This is a genomic window from Bartonella sp. CM120XJJH (assembly GCF_042194715.1).
GTDB lineage: Bacteria > Pseudomonadota > Alphaproteobacteria > Rhizobiales > Rhizobiaceae > Bartonella.
This window is the reverse complement of sequence record NZ_JBHINE010000023.1, coordinates 1-20676: the sequence shown is the minus strand read 5'-3', so window position 1 is coordinate 20676 and position 20676 is coordinate 1. Positions and strand designations below refer to the sequence as shown.

At 42.8% G+C, this 20676-nt stretch carries 22 protein-coding genes and 2 pseudogenes; 21 read left to right on the top strand and 3 right to left on the bottom strand.

The genetic code is table 11. From position 1 onward, the window contains the following. The 19 genes and pseudogenes from ACFIKU_RS08225 to ACFIKU_RS08135 all read left to right on the top strand — a co-directional run. A pseudogene (locus ACFIKU_RS08225) lies at nucleotides 1–816 on the top strand (PBSX family phage terminase large subunit); the annotation flags it as partial. Then, entirely contained in the window at nucleotides 801–2855 is a 2055-nt protein-coding gene (locus ACFIKU_RS08220) for a portal protein (RefSeq protein WP_375657215.1), read from the top strand. The pseudogene ACFIKU_RS08225 and the gene ACFIKU_RS08220, both read left to right, overlap by 16 nt. Before the next feature lie 11 nt (nucleotides 2856–2866). Beyond that, nucleotides 2867–3778: a hypothetical protein gene (locus ACFIKU_RS08215; RefSeq protein WP_375657214.1), complete on the top strand. Its 912-nt coding sequence runs from the start codon at nucleotides 2867–2869 to the stop codon at nucleotides 3776–3778. Between the two features lie 97 nt (nucleotides 3779–3875). Then, a complete protein-coding gene (locus tag ACFIKU_RS08210) occupies nucleotides 3876–5018 on the top strand; it encodes a N4-gp56 family major capsid protein (RefSeq protein ID WP_375657213.1) in 1143 nt (380 codons plus the stop codon). A 19-nt stretch (nucleotides 5019–5037) separates the two neighbouring features. Then, nucleotides 5038–5496, top strand: a complete 459-nt coding sequence (locus ACFIKU_RS08205; RefSeq protein ID WP_375657212.1) for a hypothetical protein — start codon at nucleotides 5038–5040, stop codon at nucleotides 5494–5496. A gap of 72 nt (nucleotides 5497–5568) precedes the next feature. After that, nucleotides 5569–6267, top strand: a complete 699-nt coding sequence (locus ACFIKU_RS08200; RefSeq protein ID WP_375642492.1) for a hypothetical protein — start codon at nucleotides 5569–5571, stop codon at nucleotides 6265–6267. Continuing rightward, entirely contained in the window at nucleotides 6267–7724 is a 1458-nt protein-coding gene (locus ACFIKU_RS08195; RefSeq protein WP_375657211.1) for a hypothetical protein, read from the top strand. The genes ACFIKU_RS08200 and ACFIKU_RS08195 overlap by 1 nt, the downstream gene beginning before the upstream one ends. 41 nt (nucleotides 7725–7765) lie before the next feature. Beyond that, nucleotides 7766–8149, top strand: a complete 384-nt coding sequence (locus ACFIKU_RS08190; RefSeq protein WP_375657216.1) for a hypothetical protein — start codon at nucleotides 7766–7768, stop codon at nucleotides 8147–8149. Nucleotide 8150: 1 nt separating this feature from the next. After that, a complete protein-coding gene (locus ACFIKU_RS08185) occupies nucleotides 8151–9206 on the top strand; it encodes a tail fiber domain-containing protein (RefSeq protein WP_375657210.1) in 1056 nt (351 codons plus the stop codon). Then, nucleotides 9206–11074: a hypothetical protein gene (locus ACFIKU_RS08180; protein ID WP_375657209.1), complete on the top strand. Its 1869-nt coding sequence runs from the start codon at nucleotides 9206–9208 to the stop codon at nucleotides 11072–11074. The genes ACFIKU_RS08185 and ACFIKU_RS08180 overlap by 1 nt, the downstream gene beginning before the upstream one ends. Continuing rightward, nucleotides 11067–13280, top strand: a complete 2214-nt coding sequence (locus ACFIKU_RS08175; RefSeq protein ID WP_375657208.1) for a hypothetical protein — start codon at nucleotides 11067–11069, stop codon at nucleotides 13278–13280. The genes ACFIKU_RS08180 and ACFIKU_RS08175 overlap by 8 nt, the downstream gene beginning before the upstream one ends. Beyond that, nucleotides 13280–14290, top strand: a complete 1011-nt coding sequence (locus ACFIKU_RS08170; protein ID WP_375657207.1) for a transglycosylase SLT domain-containing protein — start codon at nucleotides 13280–13282, stop codon at nucleotides 14288–14290. Before ACFIKU_RS08175 ends, ACFIKU_RS08170 begins: the two co-directional genes overlap by 1 nt. Continuing rightward, the gene (locus ACFIKU_RS08165; RefSeq protein WP_375657206.1) at nucleotides 14283–15260 is read left to right on the top strand and encodes a phage tail protein; all 978 of its coding nucleotides are present in this window, start codon (nucleotides 14283–14285) and stop codon (nucleotides 15258–15260) included. The genes ACFIKU_RS08170 and ACFIKU_RS08165 overlap by 8 nt, the downstream gene beginning before the upstream one ends. Nucleotides 15261–15269: 9 nt before the next feature. After that, nucleotides 15270–15533, top strand: a complete 264-nt coding sequence (locus tag ACFIKU_RS08160) for a hypothetical protein (RefSeq protein ID WP_375657205.1) — start codon at nucleotides 15270–15272, stop codon at nucleotides 15531–15533. 6 nt (nucleotides 15534–15539) lie between these two features. Continuing rightward, entirely contained in the window at nucleotides 15540–17243 is a 1704-nt protein-coding gene (locus ACFIKU_RS08155; RefSeq protein ID WP_375657204.1) for a hypothetical protein, read from the top strand. A gap of 13 nt (nucleotides 17244–17256) precedes the next feature. Beyond that, on the top strand, nucleotides 17257–17922 hold the full coding sequence (locus ACFIKU_RS08150) for a lysozyme (protein WP_375657203.1): 666 nt from the start codon (nucleotides 17257–17259) through the stop codon (nucleotides 17920–17922). Next, complete coding sequence (locus tag ACFIKU_RS08145; protein WP_375642483.1) at nucleotides 17919–18146, top strand: hypothetical protein; 228 nt, start codon at nucleotides 17919–17921, stop codon at nucleotides 18144–18146. The genes ACFIKU_RS08150 and ACFIKU_RS08145 overlap by 4 nt, the downstream gene beginning before the upstream one ends. Then, entirely contained in the window at nucleotides 18079–18285 is a 207-nt protein-coding gene (locus tag ACFIKU_RS08140) for a hypothetical protein (protein WP_375642482.1), read from the top strand. The genes ACFIKU_RS08145 and ACFIKU_RS08140 overlap by 68 nt, the downstream gene beginning before the upstream one ends. Further along, a complete protein-coding gene (locus tag ACFIKU_RS08135) occupies nucleotides 18278–18496 on the top strand; it encodes a hypothetical protein (RefSeq protein WP_375657202.1) in 219 nt (72 codons plus the stop codon). The genes ACFIKU_RS08140 and ACFIKU_RS08135 overlap by 8 nt, the downstream gene beginning before the upstream one ends. Nucleotides 18497–18556: 60 nt before the next feature. Here ACFIKU_RS08135 and ACFIKU_RS08130 read toward each other — a convergent pair whose 3' ends face one another. Continuing rightward, nucleotides 18557–18838 (bottom strand): type II toxin-antitoxin system YafQ family toxin, encoded by a 282-nt coding sequence (locus tag ACFIKU_RS08130; RefSeq protein WP_273723918.1) that lies wholly within the window; start codon nucleotides 18836–18838, stop codon nucleotides 18557–18559. A gap of 7 nt (nucleotides 18839–18845) precedes the next feature. Continuing rightward, nucleotides 18846–19127, bottom strand: a complete 282-nt coding sequence (locus tag ACFIKU_RS08125; protein WP_375657201.1) for a type II toxin-antitoxin system RelB/DinJ family antitoxin — start codon at nucleotides 19125–19127, stop codon at nucleotides 18846–18848. Nucleotides 19128–19315: 188 nt separating this feature from the next. Between ACFIKU_RS08125 and ACFIKU_RS08120 the strand changes: the two are divergent. Both ACFIKU_RS08120 and ACFIKU_RS08115 read left to right on the top strand, forming a co-directional pair. Next, nucleotides 19316–19552, top strand: a pseudogene (locus ACFIKU_RS08120) (helix-turn-helix domain-containing protein); the annotation flags it as partial. Nucleotides 19553–19766: 214 nt separating this feature from the next. Then, entirely contained in the window at nucleotides 19767–19904 is a 138-nt protein-coding gene (locus ACFIKU_RS08115; protein ID WP_375657200.1) for a hypothetical protein, read from the top strand. A 105-nt stretch (nucleotides 19905–20009) separates the two neighbouring features. On the opposite strand, the gene ACFIKU_RS08110 is transcribed toward ACFIKU_RS08115, so the two are convergent. Next, nucleotides 20010–20540: a helix-turn-helix transcriptional regulator gene (locus tag ACFIKU_RS08110; RefSeq protein ID WP_375657199.1), complete on the bottom strand. Its 531-nt coding sequence runs from the start codon at nucleotides 20538–20540 to the stop codon at nucleotides 20010–20012. Nucleotides 20541–20676: the final 136 nt, after the last annotated feature.

The window sequence follows — 20676 nt, the reverse complement described above, 5'->3', positions numbered from 1 at the left end:
GAGAAGCGGTTTCGCTTTTCAGACAATGAGGCAATTAAGCGTGTTGAGATCAACTGGTCAGACAATCCGAAGTTTCCCAAGATCTTGAATGAAGCGCGGCTTGATGATTTGAGATCCCGCCCCGAGACTTATAAGCATATCTGGGAAGGGGCTTATCTTACAGCGGTTCAAGGTGCTTACTATCAGAGGGAAATGTTGGCAGCCGAGCAAGAGGGGCGGATAGGGCGTGTTGCGCGCGACCCCTTGATGCAAATACGTGCTTTTTGGGACATTGGGGGCACGGGTGCTAAGGCAGATGCAACAGCGATATGGATAGCGCAATTTGTTGGTAGAGAGATCAGAGTGCTTAATTATTACGAAGCACAGGGGCAGCCTTTATCGGAGCATATCGGTTGGTTGCGTCAAAATGGTTGTGAGAAGGCGTTGATGGTTTTGCCCCATGATGGTGCGACGAGAGACCGTGTGCACAATGTGAGTTTTGAGAGTGCTTTAAATGATGCGGGGTTTGAAACGCAAGTGATCCCTAATCAAGGGGCAGGGGCGGTTAAGATGCGTATAGAGGCGGTGCGGCGTATTTTGCCTTCTGTTTGGTTCAATGAAGAGATGACGGTAGCAGGGCGCAAAGCACTGAATTGGTATCACGAGAAATGGGATGAGAAGCGCGGCATTGGTTTGGGTGCAGAGCATGATTGGTCGAGCCATGGGGCGGATGCCTTTGGACTGATGTGCATTGTCTATGAAGCACCACGTATTAAACCGCAACAAGAACGTTATCGCGCTATAGAAAGAGAAGCGGCATCATGGATGGCATTCTAGATCAAGACTTTCAAAAAACGACAGAATTCGATGAATATGAACTCTATAGGCGCCTAAAATCTTGGTATGCAGAAGATATTGAGCATGTCAATGAATGGCGTGAACAGGCGCGTGAAGATTTTGATTTTTATAATGGTCGTCAATGGGCGGAAGAAGATCTTGCGGTTTTGAAAACACAACGCCGTCCTGTTATGACCTTTAATCGTATTGCACCGCTTGTAAATGCTATTGTTGGTGCGGAGCGTAATAATAAGCGCGAAGTACAGTTTCAACCACGGCAAGTAGGAGCAGCAATACCCAATGAATTGCTTACTGGAGCAGCAGAATGGTTTCGTGATGAGGCGGAGGCGGAATATGCCGATTCCGATGCTTTTCAGGATATGGTTATTTGCGGTATGGGCTGGACAGATACGCGGCTTGATTATGATACAGATCCCGAAGGGATACCTGCTGTTCAACGTTTAGATCCCTTAAAAATGGTTTGGGATGCCAATGCTGTAAGACCAAATCTCATTGACGCACAGCGTATGTGGTATGTTGATCGCAAATCCGTTGAGGATGCTAAAAGTCTTTTTCCTGATGTAGCTGTTGAAGATCTTAACGCCGATTGGGCTATCGATAGCACAACCGCTTCTGAGGATTCTCATGTGTCGCTTGATGCGTATCATGATGACTCCAATGCCACTTCTCTCTCAGAGCAGTGTTCTGGGAAACGCTATGTTACGCTGGTTGAATGCCGTTGGTTTGAATATGAGACCACTTACAAGGCGACTGATCTTCAAACCGGTCAGATGCGCAACTATAGCAAACAGGAGTTTGAACAGCTTCAAAGGGTCATGCCACAGTTACAAGGTGCGCGTTTTAATAAAAAAGTGGTGAGACGCGCTTTTTTGGGACGGCGCCTTTTAGCAAAGCCCGATAAGCCATTAGCACCTGATGAGCAGCTAGGTTGGGAGTGTATCACGGGCACGCTGGATAAGCTTAAAAACCAGTTTTACGGGATTGTTCGCCCCGCAAAAGACCCACAAAAATGGTCGAATAAATATTTTAGCCAAGTGATGTATATCCTTAATAGCCAGTCTAAGGGCGGTTTGATGGCAGAACGAGGCGCTTTCGATGATGATCGCCAAGCCATGGAAAGCTGGGCGCGAACGGATACGATTACTTGGGTTAAAAATGGCGCGCTTACAGGAGGGAAAATTCAACCAAAGCCAAGTGCACAATTTCCCAATGGATTTTTCCAGCTGTTTAATGAATCGCGTGAAGCGATAACGCATGTAACAGGGTTATCGGCTGAGTTTATCGGAACACGGGAGGTCAACCAAGCCAATGTGCTGGAAAATACACGCCGGCAATCAACGCTTAATTTGCTTGCGGGGCTGTTTGACAATCTCAAGCTTTATCGGTGTAGGCAGGGAAAGATTATCCTTTATCTCATTCAGAATTATCTCTCTGATGGGCGTCTGGTACGTATTTCTGGACAAGAGAATGCCCAATATGTGCCGTTGACGCGTGAAGCTGTTACGACGCTTGAGTATGACATTATTGTTGATGATTCACCGACAAGTCCCAATGAAAAAGAGAAAACTTTTGCGGCAATTACGCAGATGTTGCCGTTGCTTGGTGGGTTCTTAACACCGGAGATGATTCCAGATCTTTTAAAGCTTTCCCCACTACCGGCAACATTGGTAGCAAATTTAACGGCAAAAGCACAGCAGGCACAACAAGAACAACAGCAACAGCAGATGATGCAACAAAGCCAAGGGGCGCAATTAACTCCAGAGCAACAAGCAAAGATTGCTGTTTTACAGCAGGAAGCACAGGCAAAGAGCACACTCTATCAACTTGATGCACAGCAGAAACAAGCAGCATTGCAGCAGAAAAATATCGAACTTTTCTTGAAACAAGAACAAGCGCGGATGCAGCTTGAGTTGCAACAGGCAAAAAATGAGATAGCGCAGCGTGATTTAGAACGCAAAGCCCTACAGGCACAGTTGGAACACTATCGAGTTTTGACAAAAAATATAATAGCACATTGAAGGGACAGAATATGGAAGAAGAGTTTACGCCTGAAGAACAAGCAATCTATGATGAACATTTTGCCAGTGATAATGCTGTTGAGTTGGTCGAGCCTGAACAAGTTGAGGAAGTTTTGGATGCAGAGGAAAGTTCTGAACAGCCAGCTGTAGAACCACTTCAAGAGCAGCCAAATTCTGATGTAATAGAATCTGATAAACTAGAGCAAGAGCGGCAAGCACGCCAAAAGGCAGAACAAAGCGCCATTGAAGCGCGTGAATTGGCTATTGAACTTGCGCAAAAATATGCCGCAATGCAGGAAGAAATCGCGCGCCGCCGTGAGGAAAATATTCCCTCCCTAGAAGACGACCCAAAAGCACATTTTGCATGGCTTAGTCATAAGGTACAAGAACAACAGAAATTGCTTGATGAGTTTTCTCATATGAGAGAGAGCCAAGAGCGCATGAGTCAAGAGGAATATGAACGCCAAAAGTTGGGGGATTATTTCGAGGAAGCCAAAGCGCAAGTACAAGATAAATATCCAGATTTAGACAGTATCACGGACTATCTCTATGAAAGAGCAGACAGTGTCTTACAAGCGCAAGCAAGCCTTTATCCGCAATGGAAAGACCCTGTAGCATGGCAACAACAAATTGGTGCTGAATTGCGCCAAATATGCCAGCAGTGTCAGAAAGCCGGTATAAATCCAATTGAGGTGCTGGTGCAAAAAGCGAAAGCTTTTGGCTATAGTGGAGCGCCAGTTAAGGACGAAGTAGGAGTTCTTCAAGAGCGCTCTCAAGCAGCGCGGACGCTTACAGCGCGCGGCGGACAAGTTCCAACCGGCGGTATGGATGTGAAAACGCTTTTTTCCATGCCAGAAGCCGAATTTGCTGTATGGGTTGAGAAAAATCCCGAAAAATTTGAACAAATTATGAGCAGAGCGTGAGATGTGCGTGGTGACGCAACAGAGAGAACCAAGTGATTGTTATCGTTTGGGGGAGCCGCAAGGCAAGTTTTAAAAACCAAGAAAGGCATTGATTGAAATGGCAGTAACACAGGTAAATCTTAATGACCCATTAGCCGTTGGCGTTTGGGCTAAGATGCTAAACACAGAAACTTCAAAAGCGTTGCCCATTGCACCGCTGATGGGAAAAGGCAAAAACAGCATTATTCAAGTATTGGATATGCTAGGAAAATCCGCTGGTGACTCTGTGACGAGCGGATTAAGAGTCCAACTTATGGGGGATGGCGTTAGCGAAGGACAAACGCTGGAAGGCAATGAAGAAGCACTCCAATTTATGAATGAAACGGTGCGTATTAACGAGCTTTCTCATGCTGTACGCGTAAAATATGAAGGCACCATTGATCAACAACGTGTTTTATTTAATTTACGAACAGAAGCAAAGGATGGGCTTGTTGATTGGTATGCAGATCGCTTAAGTTTGATGTTCTTCATTCAGGCAGCAGGTTATACAGCACCATGGATTCACTTCGAAGGACGCACCATAACCCTTAAACCCGTACATTATGGTTTTAATGCTCCATTAGAGCCAAGCAAATTGCGTATTATTCGTGCCAATAAGAAAAAGACTGATGAAGAACTTACAAAAGACGATGTTTTTACATTAGATCTTATAGATCGGGCTGTTGAACGCGCAAAACTTGCTAATCCACGTTTGCGTCCGGTTCGTGTTGATGGAAAATCGGCATATGTGATGTATCTCCACCCAACACAGGTAACTCAATTGCGTACCAATACAAAGAGCGGGCAATGGTTAGACATTACCAAGGCAGCTTATGATGGCTCTGGAGCTAAGAACCCAATTTTTAATGGTTCTTTGGGGATGTATAACGGTGTCATTTTGCGTGAAGCTGAACATGTCCCCAATGGTATCAATTCAAAGACACAAGAGCCTGTAACATCTGTTCGCCGTGCTGTGTTGCTTGGTGCGCAAAGTGTTATCATGGCTTATGGGCGCGTTGGCAATGGAGCAACAGGAGGTGATGGGAAAGGGGGAACACGCTATAAACTTGTTGAAGAATTGTTTGATTATCAACGTGAATTTGGGGTTGCAGCTAAAACCATTATCGGCATGAAAAAGTCACGCTACACCTTGCCGCATTCTGATCAAGGGGGACAAGACTTTGGCACGATTGTTATCCCTTCTTTTGCCGAAGCAAGCTAATTATTAAAGGATGACAATTATGGCAGAAAAATCGCTAATTACACAGGAACCTGTTGAAACAGTTGAAACTGTTGAGACTGTTGAGACTGTTGAGATGACAGATGAGGGATTGCCACCTGTTTTGCAGGGACGTAACAACTCTACGCAGCAGGTTAGTTATTTACGAGCGCGTGTTAAATATACAGACCAAGGGTTGATAACAAAAATTGGCGTTCTACCCCGAGGGGCTTTTATCAAAAGCATTACAGCTTATACTATGGAGGATTTTGAAGATGTAAAAGCTACATTTGGAAAAGAGCCTCATGGTAATGATTATGGAGGTGTATGGCTTCGGCAATCTACCGATGGCAATCTGTACCTCCCTATGGAGGAACGAGATGTTCCATTAGAAGCTGAAAATGCGATTTACATGACACGAGACAAGAAAAGCACCAAAGGTGATGCTGAGGTGATTGTTGAGTTTTACACCAATCGTTAAAGGCAAGGGGGCGTTTATTGCTTGCGTCCCCCTTCCACACAAGATGCCCCAAGACATTTGGAAGAGGGTGATATGACAATAATAGTACAGACAGGTGGTCCGATTGGAGACAAACAGACCATTGCTCCTTGGGATAAAAATTTTATCCAGATGTTAAGTGATATTCAGGATGAAATAGATGATCAAACAGATGAGTATGTTGATCAAGTACAAAGGGCGATATTTTCGGCTATTCGCTTTTGTGAACGATTGCCTTTTTATTTCAATGAAAGCCGCGAAGTTGTTTTTACCACTCTAAAGGGCAAAAGCCGTTATGGCGCAGAGGCACATCCCTCTATAACAGGGGCTGTTCGCATTGTTGATGCTTATATTTATGAAGATAATCACAGCAAAGCAAAGCTTTTGCAGGTAGATCCGCTTGTTATTGAGAATCTTGAGGATGATTGTAACCATGGCATGCCTACACGCTATGCTTATTTTGAACAAAAGCTTGTCTTGTATCCAACACCAGAGCGCGTTTATTCTATCAGGCTTATTCTTGATCCTGTGAGAATAAAAGATATTGAGAGTGCACAAGAATCGTCCATATGGTTTCGTGAAGCCTATGAACTGATCAAAACGCGTGCAAAATATGAAATTTATACCAATATTATTAAAGAACCGCAGATGGCCGCGGCTGCTTTTGCCATGTTTCAAGAGCAACTCGATGCGCTTCAAATTGAAACATCACGGCGCAAGAATTTGTTAAAAATTCAACACACGGATTTCTGATGACCTTTATCCCTATTGCTGAGTATAGACCAGATGTTGCATTTATTAATAGTGGTTATTCCAGTGAGATCGTGAACGTTTTACCTGCACCAAATTCGTATATTCCGTTTCCCATTGTGGCGCCGGTCTCAGATCCTTTTCCGGATGTGATTTTGGGGGTCTATGCGGTGCGCTCATTGGGTGGTGTGCGCATCATTGTGGGTGCACCAACAAAGCTTTATGAATATGACAACAGCACGCGCGGCTGGAAAGACATTAGCAAACCTCACACACAATATCACGCCAATGAGACCGCGCTTTGGTCTTTTGCCTCCTTTGGTGACCATATCATTGCTGTTAATAGCAATGACCCACCACAAATGCTTTCGTTGAAAACAGATGAAAAGTTTTGTGATTTGAGTGGTAATCCGCCGCGTGCTGGACTTGTGCGTGTGTGGGGTGATTTTGTTTGCTTGATGCAACTAACAGATAAGCCAAACCGTGTTCAGTGGTCAGGTCTCAATGATGCAACACATTGGACGGTTGGGGAGAAAAGTTGCGATTATCAAGATTTTCCTGATGGAGAATATGTTCAAGGGTCTACGGAATCAACAAATCCACTTATTTTTATGCGTTCCGCCATTTATCACGCAACCTTTGTACCAGGCTCTAAAATTATCTTCAGTTTTGCAAAAATAAAAGACAAAATAGGGGCTAAAAGCAGTATGGCAATTGCAAGCCGTGGAGACTGTACTTTCTTTGCATCTGATGATGGTTTTTATCAAATCAACAGTGCTGGTGAAATGCTTCCTATTGGCTTTGGAAAAGTCGATAAAACTATCTTCACACTTTACAATAACTTTGCCATTGATGAGATGAGGGCATGTATTGATCCGGTCTATTCTCGTGTTTATTTTTCTATCAATGATAACACCGAAGGGATGCATATTTATGTTTATGATTGGCTCTTACAAATATGGAGTGTCATTAAGGGGCAAAACCTTCTCTTATTTCCCCTTTTTGCAGCCGGTTATACATTAGAAGGCTTAGACGAAGTACAAGAGAGCTTGAAAGATTTACCAGCTTCTCTTGATAGTAAAATGTGGCAAAATGGTGCGCCTGTTTTAGGAGCCTTTACGCCAGACAACACATTTGGTTTTTTTGCAGGTCCTCCGATGGAAGCAGTTATTGCTTCACAAATTGTGGGGGATACGGGCAGGCAAATCAACCTGATGAGTGAGGCTTTTGTTCAAGCGGATACAACAAAAGGTTTTTTAAGTGTTGGGGCGGCTTTTATCATTGATAACAAGAACCAATTAAATTGGGCTAAAGAGCGTTATGCCGGCTATAATATTGGGATGTATAATATCCGCTCACGGGCGCGTTATCACGCTTTGCGTCTGAGAATACCAGAAGGCACGCCATGGACACATATAACAGGCTTTGATGTAACGCTCAAACCCGCGGGCATAAGATGAATTTTAAGATCTATAATACAGAAAAATGGAGCGCTGAACAAATGGCGCCCTATTTTGACAATGTCATAAAATCGATAGCTTATTTTAATCAAAAATTCCCTGATGATTATAATACAGAGACTATTTTAAACGATATTTTGAAGGGAGAAAAAGTTCTTTGGATTATCGTTGATGCGCATGAAAATTTTATGGCGCATGTCACAACACAGTTACAAGAACTCGTCACTGGAGCATTAAGGGCGGTTATTGTCACCCTTGGTGGAAAGGGAGGAGCGCCCTTAACAAAGCTTATCACTCAGATTGAAACCTATTACAAGGAAAAAGGGGCAAAAGAGCTTGTCATCATAGGCAGGCGAGGGTGGGAAAAATCTCTTAAATCACATGGATATCTCGTTAACCTTTTAGAATATAGAAAGCAGCTTTAACATGGGAAAAAGTTCTAAACCAATTCAGAATACCCAAAATACGACGCAAACAAATGCCCCTCCTGAATGGGCAAAAGGTATTTTTGAACACGCAGCTCAAGATGCCATGACTTTTTATAATCAAGGCAGCGGAAAAGCCGTTTATGATGGGCAGCGAGTTGCGGGTTTAAGTGATCAAACAAAGAATGCGATTAATGGGCTTAGCAATAATACGCATAACTATGATAACAACACTTTAAATGGAATAGCCACAGGGCAAAATTCAACAAGCCAAAACTTAAAGAACATGGCTTCAGGGCAGCAAATAGGCAATAACCCTTATTTTAATGAAGCACTTCAAAACACATTAAATAAAGCAACAGACACGATTAACAGTTCATTTTCTGGGGCGGGGCGTTATGGTTCTGGTGCACATACCGGCGTTTTGGCTGATGAATTGGGGGGCATAGCAACACAAGCTTTATCACAACAATATAACCAAGATGTCAACAACATGATGAATGCCAATGGTCTCATTGACCAAGCAAACCAAAATCAGTTGGCGGGTGCCAATAACTTCTTTCAAGGTCAAGGTCAGGCAAATCTCAATGCGTTGACGGGAGGGAGTGTGCTTGATGCCAATCATCAACGGCAATTAGATGAAGAGCGGCAAAAATGGGAACAGCAGAACAATCTTGATTGGGACCAGTTAAGTAAGTTGCTTACAGCTGGTGGGGCTGTTGCTGGAAATTATGGAACGCAAACAGGACAAAGGACAACATTGACTCCACAGCCAAAACCTAATCCATGGGAGATTGTTGGAAATGTTGGAACTATCCTTGGTACTTTTGCTGGGCTTAGCGACATCAGAGCGAAAGAAAATATCGTGCAAGTGGGGCAGCGAGATGGACACAAACTCTATGAGTATAATTACAAGGGGCACCCAGAGCGCTATCGCGGGGTGATGGCGCAGGATGTTTTGAAGTCAAAGCCTGAAGCTGTTTTCTTGCATAAGGCGACAGGTTTTTTGCATGTGGATTATAGCAAGCTTGGCTTTGAGATGGAAAGGGTGCAGTGATGGAACAAGAAAACACAAATTCTCTTTTAAAGTTGTTTGATCCAAAATTTTTGCGTCCCTTGATGTATCAGGTCATGCCTCAATTGCCAGGGCATTTGTTCAAACAGCTTTCGACGCCTCCAAGCACGCCGTTGGAAGGACGATACAAGCCAAGTTTTTTAGAACGCGCTGCTTTTAGCACAAACCCTTTTGATGCGAATAATGGGGATAATACTCCACAAAAATTGAGTCCTGCAGAGCTTATTCGCGGTTCTCAAACAGGAGGAGGAGAAGTTGGGAAAAAGACGCCAGCAGAATTGATTATGTCTACGGATGATTTAAAGCGCCAAATGCCCCCATTGCCAGATGTTTCAAAGGATACTGTTAAGATACAAGAGGCGCCAGAGCAACAAAAGCATGACTTCTCAGAGCAGGGAGGTGTTGCATCAATGATCCCTCAATCTCCACTTGTTGGGAACATTGATCAGTCTAGTGAGGATGAAGCTGGGCGACAGCAAAAAAATGTGATGGATTATATTGCTCAACTTAATGAGAAATCTATAGCGGAAAACTCTTTGAAAAACGATTCTGGAAATAATGAGGAAAAGCTTTTTGAGGCACCTATAGGAGAAGAAAAACATTTGAATGCACACTTACCAGAAGAGGAGCATTTAAAAGCAAGTGGTGATCTTGAACAAAAAACAGATTATATCAAGTCACTTGATAACTTTGTTCAGACAGGAGAAAATCCAAGTAGCTTATGGGAGCGTTTTAGAAAATCAGAATTTTCCGAGCATTTAATGGATTTTTTTGCGGGGCTTGCATTAGGAAAGACACCACAAGAAAGTTTTTCAAATGCATCTATCCTTATGCGACAGGGCAACAAGGAACGCGCACAACATAGACAAACTTTGCAATTTTTACGCTCTAAAGGATATAGTGATGAAGATGCGCAAGCACTCACACAATATCCAGATCTTGCCATGAAAGTTATAGGCAACACGTTAAGCCCGCAAGAAGGCTATAGGACATTGACAGCGGAAGAAAAGGCAGAGCAGGGATTGCCTGAGGATATGGTTTTCCAAGTCTCAACAAGCACAGGGAAAATTATACCTGTCCAAGGAGGACAGCGTTCCACTGCTTCTGGATTAGGGGGGAATACCGATGGCATGCTGTCAAAGCCTGAATCAGGTTATATGTATGTTAAGGATGAAAATGCACTTGGTGGCATACGTGCGGTGCCAATTGCAGGCAGTGGTTCAGAACATAAATTAATTCAAGAACAGAAGGAGGAGGAACGTAAAAACCAACAAACGCAAATGCGAATTCTGGAAACAGCAGACAGGTCAAATCGTATACTCTCAGCATCTAAAGAATTGCTAAAGATTGTTGAGGAACATCCGCATGTTGTTGGTTTCACTGGTCCTATAATGTCGTTCCTTCCTAATTCTAAGGCAAAAGATTTCGGGCATATGCTTGATTCATTGAAGGCAAGTATCGGACTTGATGCCTTGAGAAAAGCAAAAGCATTTTCACCAAATGGCGCATCTGGCTTTGGGAACTTGTCTAATATGGAATTGCAAGCATTGCAAAACTCTGTAGCGGCGCTGTATCAAGATCTTTCTGCAGAGCAAATGAAGAAGTCGTTAAAAACAGTTATTGACACTTTCAATAAATCCAATGCAGCAACGCGCGCAATTCTTTTTGGTGGTGCAGAAGCAACAAGCGAGCTCGTTCGAGCCGCCTATGGGGAAGATGCTTATAAAGGGAATAAGGGAAATCATGCACAGTCAAATGATCCACTAGAAAAACAGATAGAAGCATTGCCGGAAGGCATGCTGTTCGTTGATAGTGACGGGCGCATTAAGGAGAAACAAACCAATGGCTGAAGTAATTCCTCCTCTTATTAATCGTAAAAACACAAGAGTCATTGGGCATATAAGTGACTATACACCAGAACAGCTTCAAGAACTTTTCGCGAAGAATAAGGAAAAGCTAAGAGGTTCTGTTACAGGAAATAGTGGTGCAACAGAAGAAGATGGTCCACATCCAAGTGCAGCGGGTGCTTTTGGATGGGGTGCTCTTCACGGCTTAACCATGGGGTATGATGATGAAATAGCTGGAGTATTCGCTTCGGGACCTCTGGGACCTATTAATTATTGGATGGGAGATGAAGAAACAGTTAAAAAATATAATGAAGTAACAAAGCGATGGCGTGACTATCAAAGAGCGGCGAACCGAGATCAGTTTTATCTATCTCTTGCTGGGAATTTAGCGGGTGCTGCGGCACCCGTAATTGCTTCTGCCCTCTTTCCACCCGCGGCAGGGGCGACTGCTGCCGCTCGTGCGGCAATTGGGGCTGATGTTGTGCTGGGAGGTAGAGCTGGTGTTGCAGGAGCACAAATAACCAGTAAAGCTTTAGCAGCAGGAGAAAGGGCGGTGCAATCTGCTTTAGCAGAGGGTGCGGAACGGGCAGCGGCAAAAGCTGCAGGTGAAGCAGCAATGAAAGCAGTAGCAAGCAAAGAGGCGGCAAAATTTAGCTTGGGGCGTGCAGCAAAAACTGGAGCCATTTATGGCGGAATAGCAGGTAGTGGTGAGGGGGAAGGGCTTGCAGATACTCTAGTGTCTGCTGGGTTTGGTGCAGGGTTAGGCGTTGCAACACCATTTGTGGCCAGTGGTGTATCAAAAGTGACGCCTTTTGTGACAAAATCACTTAAAGCAGCATTGAGAGGACCTATAAGCCCAGCTGAAATGGCAGCAAAAGCAGCGCTAATGCCAGAAAAAGAAGCATTTCAGGTAAGCGATAGAGCGCTTAGGGATGTAAGCCAAGCTTTAGGGGATGAAGGTGTTGATAAACTTGAAAGGGCATTAAAACAGCGTGGTCCTGATTCAATGATTATTGATCTTCACGATGGGCTTGCTACAAGAGCTTTTGAGGCAGCAAAAAAAGACCATGATACATATTCGCTCATAAGTAATCGTTTGAACGAAAGGCAAGGTGCGAGTGCACTGCGGGTAAAGGATGCGTTGACAGATGTGATGGGTCCAAAAGTAGATACGCTTAATTTAAAGCAAGAGATTATTAAACAAGCGCAGAAAAAGGCTGAACCATTTTATGAGAGGGCGAAAGCTTCTCCTATTTCTAATGCTGTCAGTAAAGATTTATCGCGGTTGCAAGAAACTCCTGCCTTCCAAAAAGCCTATAAAAAAGCAATTGCGCAAATGCAAAATGAAGCGGATGCAACAGTTATAGGGAGCAATGGATATCCAAAACTGAATATGCGAATTTTACATAAGATGAAAGAGGTTTTGGATGATCAAATTAAATCTGCACGTATCAAAGGAAAATGGGGATATGCTCGAGATTTGACTGATTTCAAACAACGCATTCTGGACGTTTTGGATACGTCCTCTCCAGATTATGCTAAAGCACGGAAAATTTATTATGACGAGCGTACTATCGGTGATGCCTTAGAGCAGGGAAAACAAGCGCTGAAGAAGAGCGTTAATCTCGATACAATCAACAGTCAACTTTCGGGTTTTGGGTTGATGGAAAAAGAGGCTTTTCAAAAAGGGATGCGGTCACAAATAGAGGATGCAGCAGGCAATGCACAGAATTTTGAACACAGTCTTTTGAGTTTGTTTGACACAAAAAATGGTCAAGAAAAATTACGGCAGAGTTTTGGTGAGGACAAAGCCAAGCAACTTATGAAAGTGTTGCGACCAGAAGTGGAAAGAACAAAGCTTTTTGCACGATTGCCAAACCATATGGGTGAAGTGGAAGAGAGGGGGGCACAACAGACTATGGGTATAGGAAAGATTGCTTTCATCAAGGCAGTTGTAAAAAATTTCGCAAGAGAATTTGGACGCAAATTCTCAAGCGTCCATAAAGATACTGAGAGAGATATTGCAGCGCTTATAACAGCGCGGGAAAAAGGAGATTTTGGGTTAGCAAGAGAAAAAGCCGTTGAATTAATTAAGAAGTTTCATGAAGCAGAAAAGAAACGCTTAATAACACGAGAAAATTATACGAAATTCATTAATTTTGTTGGCATTATTTTGAATAGCAGTGTTGATAGAACGGTTATAAACTAATGATCAATTTTCATCCTAATGTGAAGCGTGCTATCTCACAGGCAGCACAAAAATATGGTTTACCAGAAAGCTTTCTTGAACGTGTTGCTATGATAGAAAGTAATGGTAATCCAAATGCAAGAAATAAGAACAGCAGTGCAGGGGGGCTGTATCAATTTTTAGATTCAACAGCAAAACACTATCAACTCAATAACAAGTTCGATCCCTTTCAAGCAACCGATGCTATGGCACGGTTAACGAAGGATAATACGCGTTATTTAGCAACAGCATTAGGCAGAGAGCCATCAGAGGCAGAGCTTTACCTCGCACACCAACAAGGACCAGCAGGGGCAGTAAAGCTTATCAAAAATCCACATATTCCAGCAAGTCAGCTTTTAGGGAGCCAAGCAGTCACACTCAACGGTGGCAACATGGAAGCTACAGCAGGGGATTTTATGAATCATATTTATGGGCTTTACAATAAAACGGGAGATGCTTTGAAGAGAACGATACAGCAAAACCAAAGCAATGGACAAGCAGCACCAAACGAGGTGGGTCCTTTGCGTGGGTTTGAGAGGCTTCAAAAGACACTTCAAGGTAATCAAGAGGGGCAAGGTAATCAAGAGGGGCAAGGTGATCAAGGGGGCAACCAATTAATGGCATATGATACGCCATTCCCAAACAGAATGATGGCACCTGAAAGCGGAGATAATTTAACAGGACAGGTTATGGAAACCACACCATTGCAAGCACAAGGTATTGATGCAGGTGCTCTTAAAAAGGGCTTTTCCGGCTTGCTTCATTTAATGAGAGAGAATGGAGAAAGACAAAAACAGCAGGCACAGATGGTACAGCAACAAATGTTACAGCAACCCGTCATGGCGGGTTTCTCACAATCGACTGGGCGCCCGACAGATTTAACAGCTCTCATTGATCCCTCTAGGCGGCAATATGTTGGTTCCTATGGGCGGCAAAAAGAAGAGCAATTGCGCGAAGAGTTATTAAGAAGAACGGGGGCTTATCATGTCTGATATTTATGACTGGTCACTCACAGCTGATCAAAATGCCAATTCAGATAGTATGATTAATTGGGCAGAAGGGCAGCCGCCTAGTTCTGTCAATGATAGTGCGCGGGTCATGATGCAGCGTATACGTGAATATCTTGCCGATAATGGTGGTTCTCTTGACTCAAAGTTTATTGTGAATGCAAAGGAACAAACTACATCAATTACGTTGACGACGGTGTCGCCAATAGCAAAATATAAAAACGATATCATTATCCGTTTTAAGGCGCGTGGTATGAATATTGGCACGACAACAATAAATATGAATAGTATGGGAGCAAAGCCACTCTATAAAGCTACCAGCACGGGGATAGTACCATTGACAGGTGGTGAGTTACAAATGGGTGGCATTTATGAAATAATCTATAATGATGGCGCATCAACAAAAAGTCTTGAGGGCTGGTATCTTTTAAACCCTACCCCCATTCCAGCACCAAAGGTCGAAACCTTTCCTTGTGGGTTTATTGCGACCTTTGCTATGCAAGAAGTGCCAAACGGTTGGCTTTTATGTGATGGCGCTACTTATGAACGCAAGGATTATCCGCAATTATTCAAGGCGATAGGGGATAAATGGGGAAAAGACAGCGATACAACCTTTAAAGTTCCAGATTTTAGAGGAGTGTTTTTGCGCGGCTTTGATGATGGTCGCGGTTTAGACAGAAGTAGAAAATTTGCTGATATACAGCAAGATTGCCTTAAATCGCACACACATGCTTGTACCATTGAAGAGGCAGGTCAACATACGCATAAGCATGATTATTCTATGATTACAAGATTTGGTCAAATAGGTGGCAGAAATCCTGCTTTTGGTAATTCATATTATACAAAAGATACACAACCTGCTGGAGTGCACACGCACAAGGTAACACTTTCTTCAACGGGCGAGGCAGAAACACGCCCTGTTAACGCTACGGTTGTTTATGCCATAAAATCATAAGGTTTTCAGATGATCAATAATCCGTCTGCTATTGATGATATTGCGGACGCGGAGCAAATCCGCGTCCTTTTTTATGCAAGCAATCGAATGGTTCATGCACCATTGAATAAGGTGCTTGATCTCGTCAAAAGCGACATACATCATGATCTTTTAAGCGCTTTGGCAGAGTATCAAAAAGCGACAGATCAACGCATAGAGACCATGCAAAAACTTATTGATGAATTACAGTCTCTCATCCCCAAAAATCTCAAAAACAGACTTACTAAGGAATGAACCGCGATGCCATTACCCTATCATACGCATATATTTAAGCTTGAACCAGCAACAAAAGAAGAAGTCAAAGAAGGTGTTTTAGATAGTAAGGCTCTTGCACCTGTTTCAGTGGGGAGTGCAGCAGCTTATGAGGTAGAATATTTTGCAACTGCTGCTCAAGGGAAAAAGGCTGATGATGCTGTTGCAAAGAGAGATATTGGAGCTCTTGCTTACAAAGATAAGGTCACAATCCACGATATTGAAGCAAGTGGTGAAGCGCATGAGAATGCTATTTTATCAGGCGCTGGCTGGGTAAAAATATCGCCTTTAGGGATTGGCGATATGAAGGCTGCTACATATGACCCGGACAATGTGGGGTCAAATGCATTTTCTATGGAAAATATGCACGAGGGTCCTAACAAAAAGATCTTAACCACAGAGGAAAGATCAAAGCTACGATGGTTGAGTCCTACGCAGCCAACGATGGAAAAATGGCGGAGGGGAGATGAAGGTGCTTATTATCCCATATCTCCAGTAGATCTCAAAAATACCATTCGTTATTTTGTAGACTCAAAGTCTGTTGGTATGTCAAGATTGATCTATGATCCAGATAAAATAGCAAAAAATGCCTTTGATATGGAGAATATGAAAGAGGGGAACACGCATCTTATTTTAACCCCTCAAGAACGTGCACAGGTTGCAAAAATTGATAAAATTGAAGATGTGGCACAGCACGCACAGGAAAGTGCACAACAAGGGCTTTATGCAGCCAGTGAGGCAAAGGATATTGCCAATGTTGCATTAAGTACAGCAAAGGATGCAAAAGTTCACGCTGTAGATGCGAAAAATACCGCTGAAGCTGCGCAAAAAACAGGAGATAGGGCACAAGCTGTAGCAAGTGTCGCACAAGAAACAGCGGATAGTGTACAGAAAAAAGTTGATCTCATTCAACCTCTTGCAAAACAAGACTGGATTGATGGCACAAAAACAGTGGATGCCCTTATCTCACCAGCCAAACTGATGGCTTCAATCAAAGCAAATAGTAGCCATAGCAGCGGCGGTGGCAACAATGGTGGCGGGGTAAGCAAACCTGTTGAAATTCTGATGACGGAAAGTGGAGATATTCCACTGCCTGCTGGTATTACTTCTGACACCGATATCGAAGTATGGGCTTGGGGTGGTGGAGGTGGTGGCGTTAAGGATGGCGGTGGCGGCGGCGGTCAATGCGTGCATGTTAAAATGAAAGGTTCTGATTTAGATAAATTAAAAACAGCTTACATTGGTCGTGGTGGTAAAGGCAACGACAGTAACATTTTGTGCAATGGTGGCAGAACAATGATCAAAGGTCTTGTTACAGCAGAAGGAGGATATTCCGTCTCCATGGCTCTCGTTAACTTTGGAGGGAAAGGCGGTGATGGAGGAGGAAACAGAGGGGGCAGCAGTGGGGAGAGTTTTATTTTTTCTGGTGGGAATGGTGGAGGAAGTGGAAGTGACGGCAAGAGAGCTGGTACCGGTGGAAGTTCTTTTCTTGGCGGCGGCGGTGGAGGTGGTGGTCAATGCAAGGGTTCTATCATGGGGCAGGGTGGTGAGAGTTACAAAGGTGGTAACGGTGGTAGAGGTGGTAAAGAATGTGGTGGTGGCGGCGGCGGATATTTTGATGGGAAACACGGAGGCGACAAAATTGGCGGCGACGGCGGTGACGGAGCAGTACTCATAAAGGTATATTTATAAGGTGAATTGAACAATGGCACGGAAAATAAGTAAAGACTGTTTATACTGTTTAAAAAAGTGGGAAGGTTTGCGCTTGCAGGCTTATCAAGATGCTTCTGGCATATGGACGATTGGTTATGGTCATACGAAAAAAGCCGGTCAACCAACAGTTGTTGAGGGTATGGTGATTACGGAAAAAAAAGCCGAAACCATGCTTTTAGCAGATTTGCAGCAATATGAGAGGGCGGTAGAAAAAGCAGTTTGTGTGAATTTAAGCGATGAACAGTTTGGCGCTCTTGTTTCCTTTTGTTATAATGTGGGTATTGCAGCTTTCCAAAACTCTACATTGCTTAAAAGGCTTAATCGGGGGGATTATGAAGCCGTTCCCTTCGAATTACAAAAATGGACTAAAGCGGGAGGCAAACGTTTACAAGGTCTTGTACACCGGCGTGTAGCAGAGGCAGGGCTGTGGGCGAAAGGGGCTTATGTTTCTTCTAATTATCAAACAGTAGAAATGAACCAACCAACAGGGTTTCTTAAAGCAGAAGCATTGGCACCCATTATTGGTTCGTTCTCAGGTCTTGGTGGATTTTTAGCGGGCAATGGACCCATTCAATGGGCATTAGCCGCTGTTATGATTTTAGCGGCATGTACGGGCATTTTCTTTGTTGCTAAACGCTTTCAGGAGCACCGCCTATGATCTTATGGATGAAAAGAAATCTGATGATAACAGGCGCGGCTTTAGCCGCTTTTTTTATAGCCTTAGCAAGAGCTTTTACTCTTGGGAAAAAAGCAGAGCAACAAAAGCAAACAGAAAAAGCTTTAAAAGTAGCAATAACACGGCTTGAGGTAGAAAATGAAATTAACAAAAAAAGTGATGCTGATGTGCGTGCTGCTCTCTCTGACTGGTTGCGCAACAAATAAATATGCTTCTTCTTGTGTTGGTTGGTTACCTATTTATTTGGAAAAACAAGATCTTATTGTCATTACCCCAAACCTAGCAAGAGAGATCTTAAAGCATAACAAGCAGGGTCAACGCTTGTGTGGGTGGAAACATGGTTAGAAAAAAAACGACAAAACACACAGAGCTTACAGAAGTAGAAAAAGAAATGCTTCAGGAAATGATACTGACCTACCAAAGTGTGAAAATGATGTCGCGTCTCATGAAGTGGATAGCATTTTTTCTTTTTTTACTTATCCTCGATTTTGCCCGTCTTATGGATGCGCTAGATAATGTCATTGCACATTTAAAGCAGTGGTTTTCAAAGAGCTGAACAACTGTCATAAAAGAAAAAAATGCGTAAAATTCTTTTTACTATGAATTGAAGATCCAATTATAAACGCAGTTCAGAATGGGAACCAAGTCGTAAAAGCTCTAGTGTTTTGGCATCTGGCTTTCGATAGATCAAAACTAAATCGGGCTTTATGTGACAATCACGACAATTGCGCCACCGACCTGTTAGTGCATGATCTCTCCAATGCGCCTTTAGCGGTTCATTCTCCGCTAACGCTTTGACCACAAGCAGCAAATCCTGCTCTAGTGCATTAGCATATTTACCTTTGCTTTCACGTTTGAGATCACGCCGAAACGACCGAGTATAGACAATTTCCCGCATAGCAAGCTTAGGTTTGCTTTTCAGATTTACGCGATTCGGTTCTATCTGCGCGTATCATGGTTCTTAAGCCGTCTAATGATGTACGTTCGACGCGTCCCATTTCGGCATCCTCGATAGCTTGTAATGTTTCCAGATTTGGCTGGAATAGATCAAGCGGTAATGCTCTATCTCTAGCAATGCGGGTCATAAACATGCGCACTGCATCCGATACAGTTAAACCCGTAGACTTAATAACTGCACTTGCAATTTCTTGAACTTCATCAGGTATGCGGGCTTGAATTTTTCCCATTACTAAATCTCCTATTTAACCGTACTACAATGTACTACATTGCAAGCTTATGTCAAGAGATTTATCCGTCATGCCATACAACCTTGTGTATTAAGGAGGGTAGGAAGTTAATTTTTAAAAGGAGCTAACCAAAACCTAAGAATTTCTGCTAGAATCACGTGAGAGTTTCTTTTTTAATAGGATTTCAGATGCCAACACCCTTTGGTAAAATTTTACGTAAACTTCGCATTGATCACTCCGAACGCCTTTTAGATATGGCTAAAAAATTAGATATATCTGTAGGATTTTTATCATCTGTAGAAATTGGCAAAAAGTCTGTTCCGGTAGGACTGGAGGAAAAGATCATAGAGCTTTATGGTTTAGATAAAGCTATGGCTTCTCTCTTAAAAAAAGAAGCCTATTCTTGTCGAAAAAGCATCATTGTAGTTTGACAGTAGTTTTTATACTAAGTGGGAAGAGGTGGGATTAGGTAGGAATACGTGGTAATTTGTTGTTTTTATGTACAATTTTTACCATTAAATGCGCGTTTTGTCAAAATAGATTTTGACACCTAAAATTGTAAAAAAGAGCTAAAAAGAGTGAAAATTAGAATTTAGGGGTAAAAATGAGAGAAGGCTTTGAAAGGTCTTTGAAAACCCTGTGAAAAATTTTGAAAAGTCTGTGAAAGCCCAGAAAACCGCCTTTGAAGACCCTGTGAAAAAAATCACTCCAAAAGTTCAATTGACTCCAAAATCAGCCAAAAATAACCAAAAAAGCAAAAAAGATTTCCATATATAAGTGGAAATCTCTAAAAATTGAGTAAAAAGCATTTTTTATCAATAATTTATATAAATTTTTTAATGTAAAAAGATTTCCACTTTCATTTTTCATTTTAGAGAGGCATTAAGCCGTATTTTGTGCAGCTTTGGAGTGTTCTTTTTCAGCCTCTATTTGACGCTTTAAATGAATTTTAAGAAGAGAGAAAGTTGCTTCGACTTCTTCCATGTCGTTGATGTCTTGAACAAGCTCTTGCAACTTTATACAAAGCTCTGCCGCTAATTCCGCTATATCTTCAGGGGGGAGTTTTATATTTGCATCACGATAGGTTGTGTAAGCTATGCGACCAAGCTTTTTCATGAGACCAGCAGGGATAGTTTGTGGTTTAAAACCAGCTGATTTCGCTTTTACCATGTCTGTAAACATTTCGCCTTCTCCAGTGAGAAGCCAATGAAAGTCTACGCCATAAATTTTATGATAGGCAATTGCGATAGATGCTGGTGGCTCATTTATGCCAAGCTCATAATTTGCAAGCGTATTTTTTGCCAAATTAAGAGATTTGGCAAAAGCACCACGTTCTTCGTTTCCGAGGATTCGTCTTATTTCACGTAGGCGTTTTGCCAATGGTGTTTTAGGTTCTGTTTCTAAACGTGCCAAAAAAATACCCATTAAGACCATTTTTCGGGTTGACAAACCCGTAAAATGGTTTTAACTATTATTACCGCCCGATATAGAGGGCAGATATTTTACCATTAACCCCACAAAAAACGGATGGTTTGAGCATCCGTTTGAA

Bases quoted from the DNA above. Each gene is read 5' to 3' on its own strand.
- ACFIKU_RS08135 (WP_375657202.1), top strand. From the start codon at position 18,278: ATGGTTAGAAAAAAAACGACAAAACACACAGAGCTTACAGAAGTAGAA.
- ACFIKU_RS08195 (WP_375657211.1), top strand. From the start codon at position 6,267: ATGACCTTTATCCCTATTGCTGAGTATAGACCAGATGTTGCATTTATT.
- ACFIKU_RS08210 (WP_375657213.1), top strand. From the start codon at position 3,876: ATGGCAGTAACACAGGTAAATCTTAATGACCCATTAGCCGTTGGCGTT.
- ACFIKU_RS08190 (WP_375657216.1), top strand. From the start codon at position 7,766: ATGGCGCCCTATTTTGACAATGTCATAAAATCGATAGCTTATTTTAAT.
- ACFIKU_RS08175 (WP_375657208.1), top strand. From the start codon at position 11,067: ATGGCTGAAGTAATTCCTCCTCTTATTAATCGTAAAAACACAAGAGTC.
- ACFIKU_RS08185 (WP_375657210.1), top strand. From the start codon at position 8,151: ATGGGAAAAAGTTCTAAACCAATTCAGAATACCCAAAATACGACGCAA.
- ACFIKU_RS08165 (WP_375657206.1), top strand. From the start codon at position 14,283: ATGTCTGATATTTATGACTGGTCACTCACAGCTGATCAAAATGCCAAT.
- ACFIKU_RS08160 (WP_375657205.1), top strand. From the start codon at position 15,270: ATGATCAATAATCCGTCTGCTATTGATGATATTGCGGACGCGGAGCAA.
- ACFIKU_RS08145 (WP_375642483.1), top strand. From the start codon at position 17,919: ATGATCTTATGGATGAAAAGAAATCTGATGATAACAGGCGCGGCTTTA.
- ACFIKU_RS08150 (WP_375657203.1), top strand. From the start codon at position 17,257: ATGGCACGGAAAATAAGTAAAGACTGTTTATACTGTTTAAAAAAGTGG.
- ACFIKU_RS08205 (WP_375657212.1), top strand. From the start codon at position 5,038: ATGGCAGAAAAATCGCTAATTACACAGGAACCTGTTGAAACAGTTGAA.
- ACFIKU_RS08220 (WP_375657215.1), top strand. From the start codon at position 801: ATGGATGGCATTCTAGATCAAGACTTTCAAAAAACGACAGAATTCGAT.
- ACFIKU_RS08125 (WP_375657201.1), bottom strand. From the start codon at position 19,127: ATGGGAAAAATTCAAGCCCGCATACCTGATGAAGTTCAAGAAATTGCA.
- ACFIKU_RS08170 (WP_375657207.1), top strand. From the start codon at position 13,280: ATGATCAATTTTCATCCTAATGTGAAGCGTGCTATCTCACAGGCAGCA.
- ACFIKU_RS08180 (WP_375657209.1), top strand. From the start codon at position 9,206: ATGGAACAAGAAAACACAAATTCTCTTTTAAAGTTGTTTGATCCAAAA.
- ACFIKU_RS08215 (WP_375657214.1), top strand. From the start codon at position 2,867: ATGGAAGAAGAGTTTACGCCTGAAGAACAAGCAATCTATGATGAACAT.
- ACFIKU_RS08140 (WP_375642482.1), top strand. From the start codon at position 18,079: ATGAAATTAACAAAAAAAGTGATGCTGATGTGCGTGCTGCTCTCTCTG.
- ACFIKU_RS08155 (WP_375657204.1), top strand. From the start codon at position 15,540: ATGCCATTACCCTATCATACGCATATATTTAAGCTTGAACCAGCAACA.
- ACFIKU_RS08200 (WP_375642492.1), top strand. From the start codon at position 5,569: ATGACAATAATAGTACAGACAGGTGGTCCGATTGGAGACAAACAGACC.
- ACFIKU_RS08130 (WP_273723918.1), bottom strand. From the start codon at position 18,838: ATGCGGGAAATTGTCTATACTCGGTCGTTTCGGCGTGATCTCAAACGT.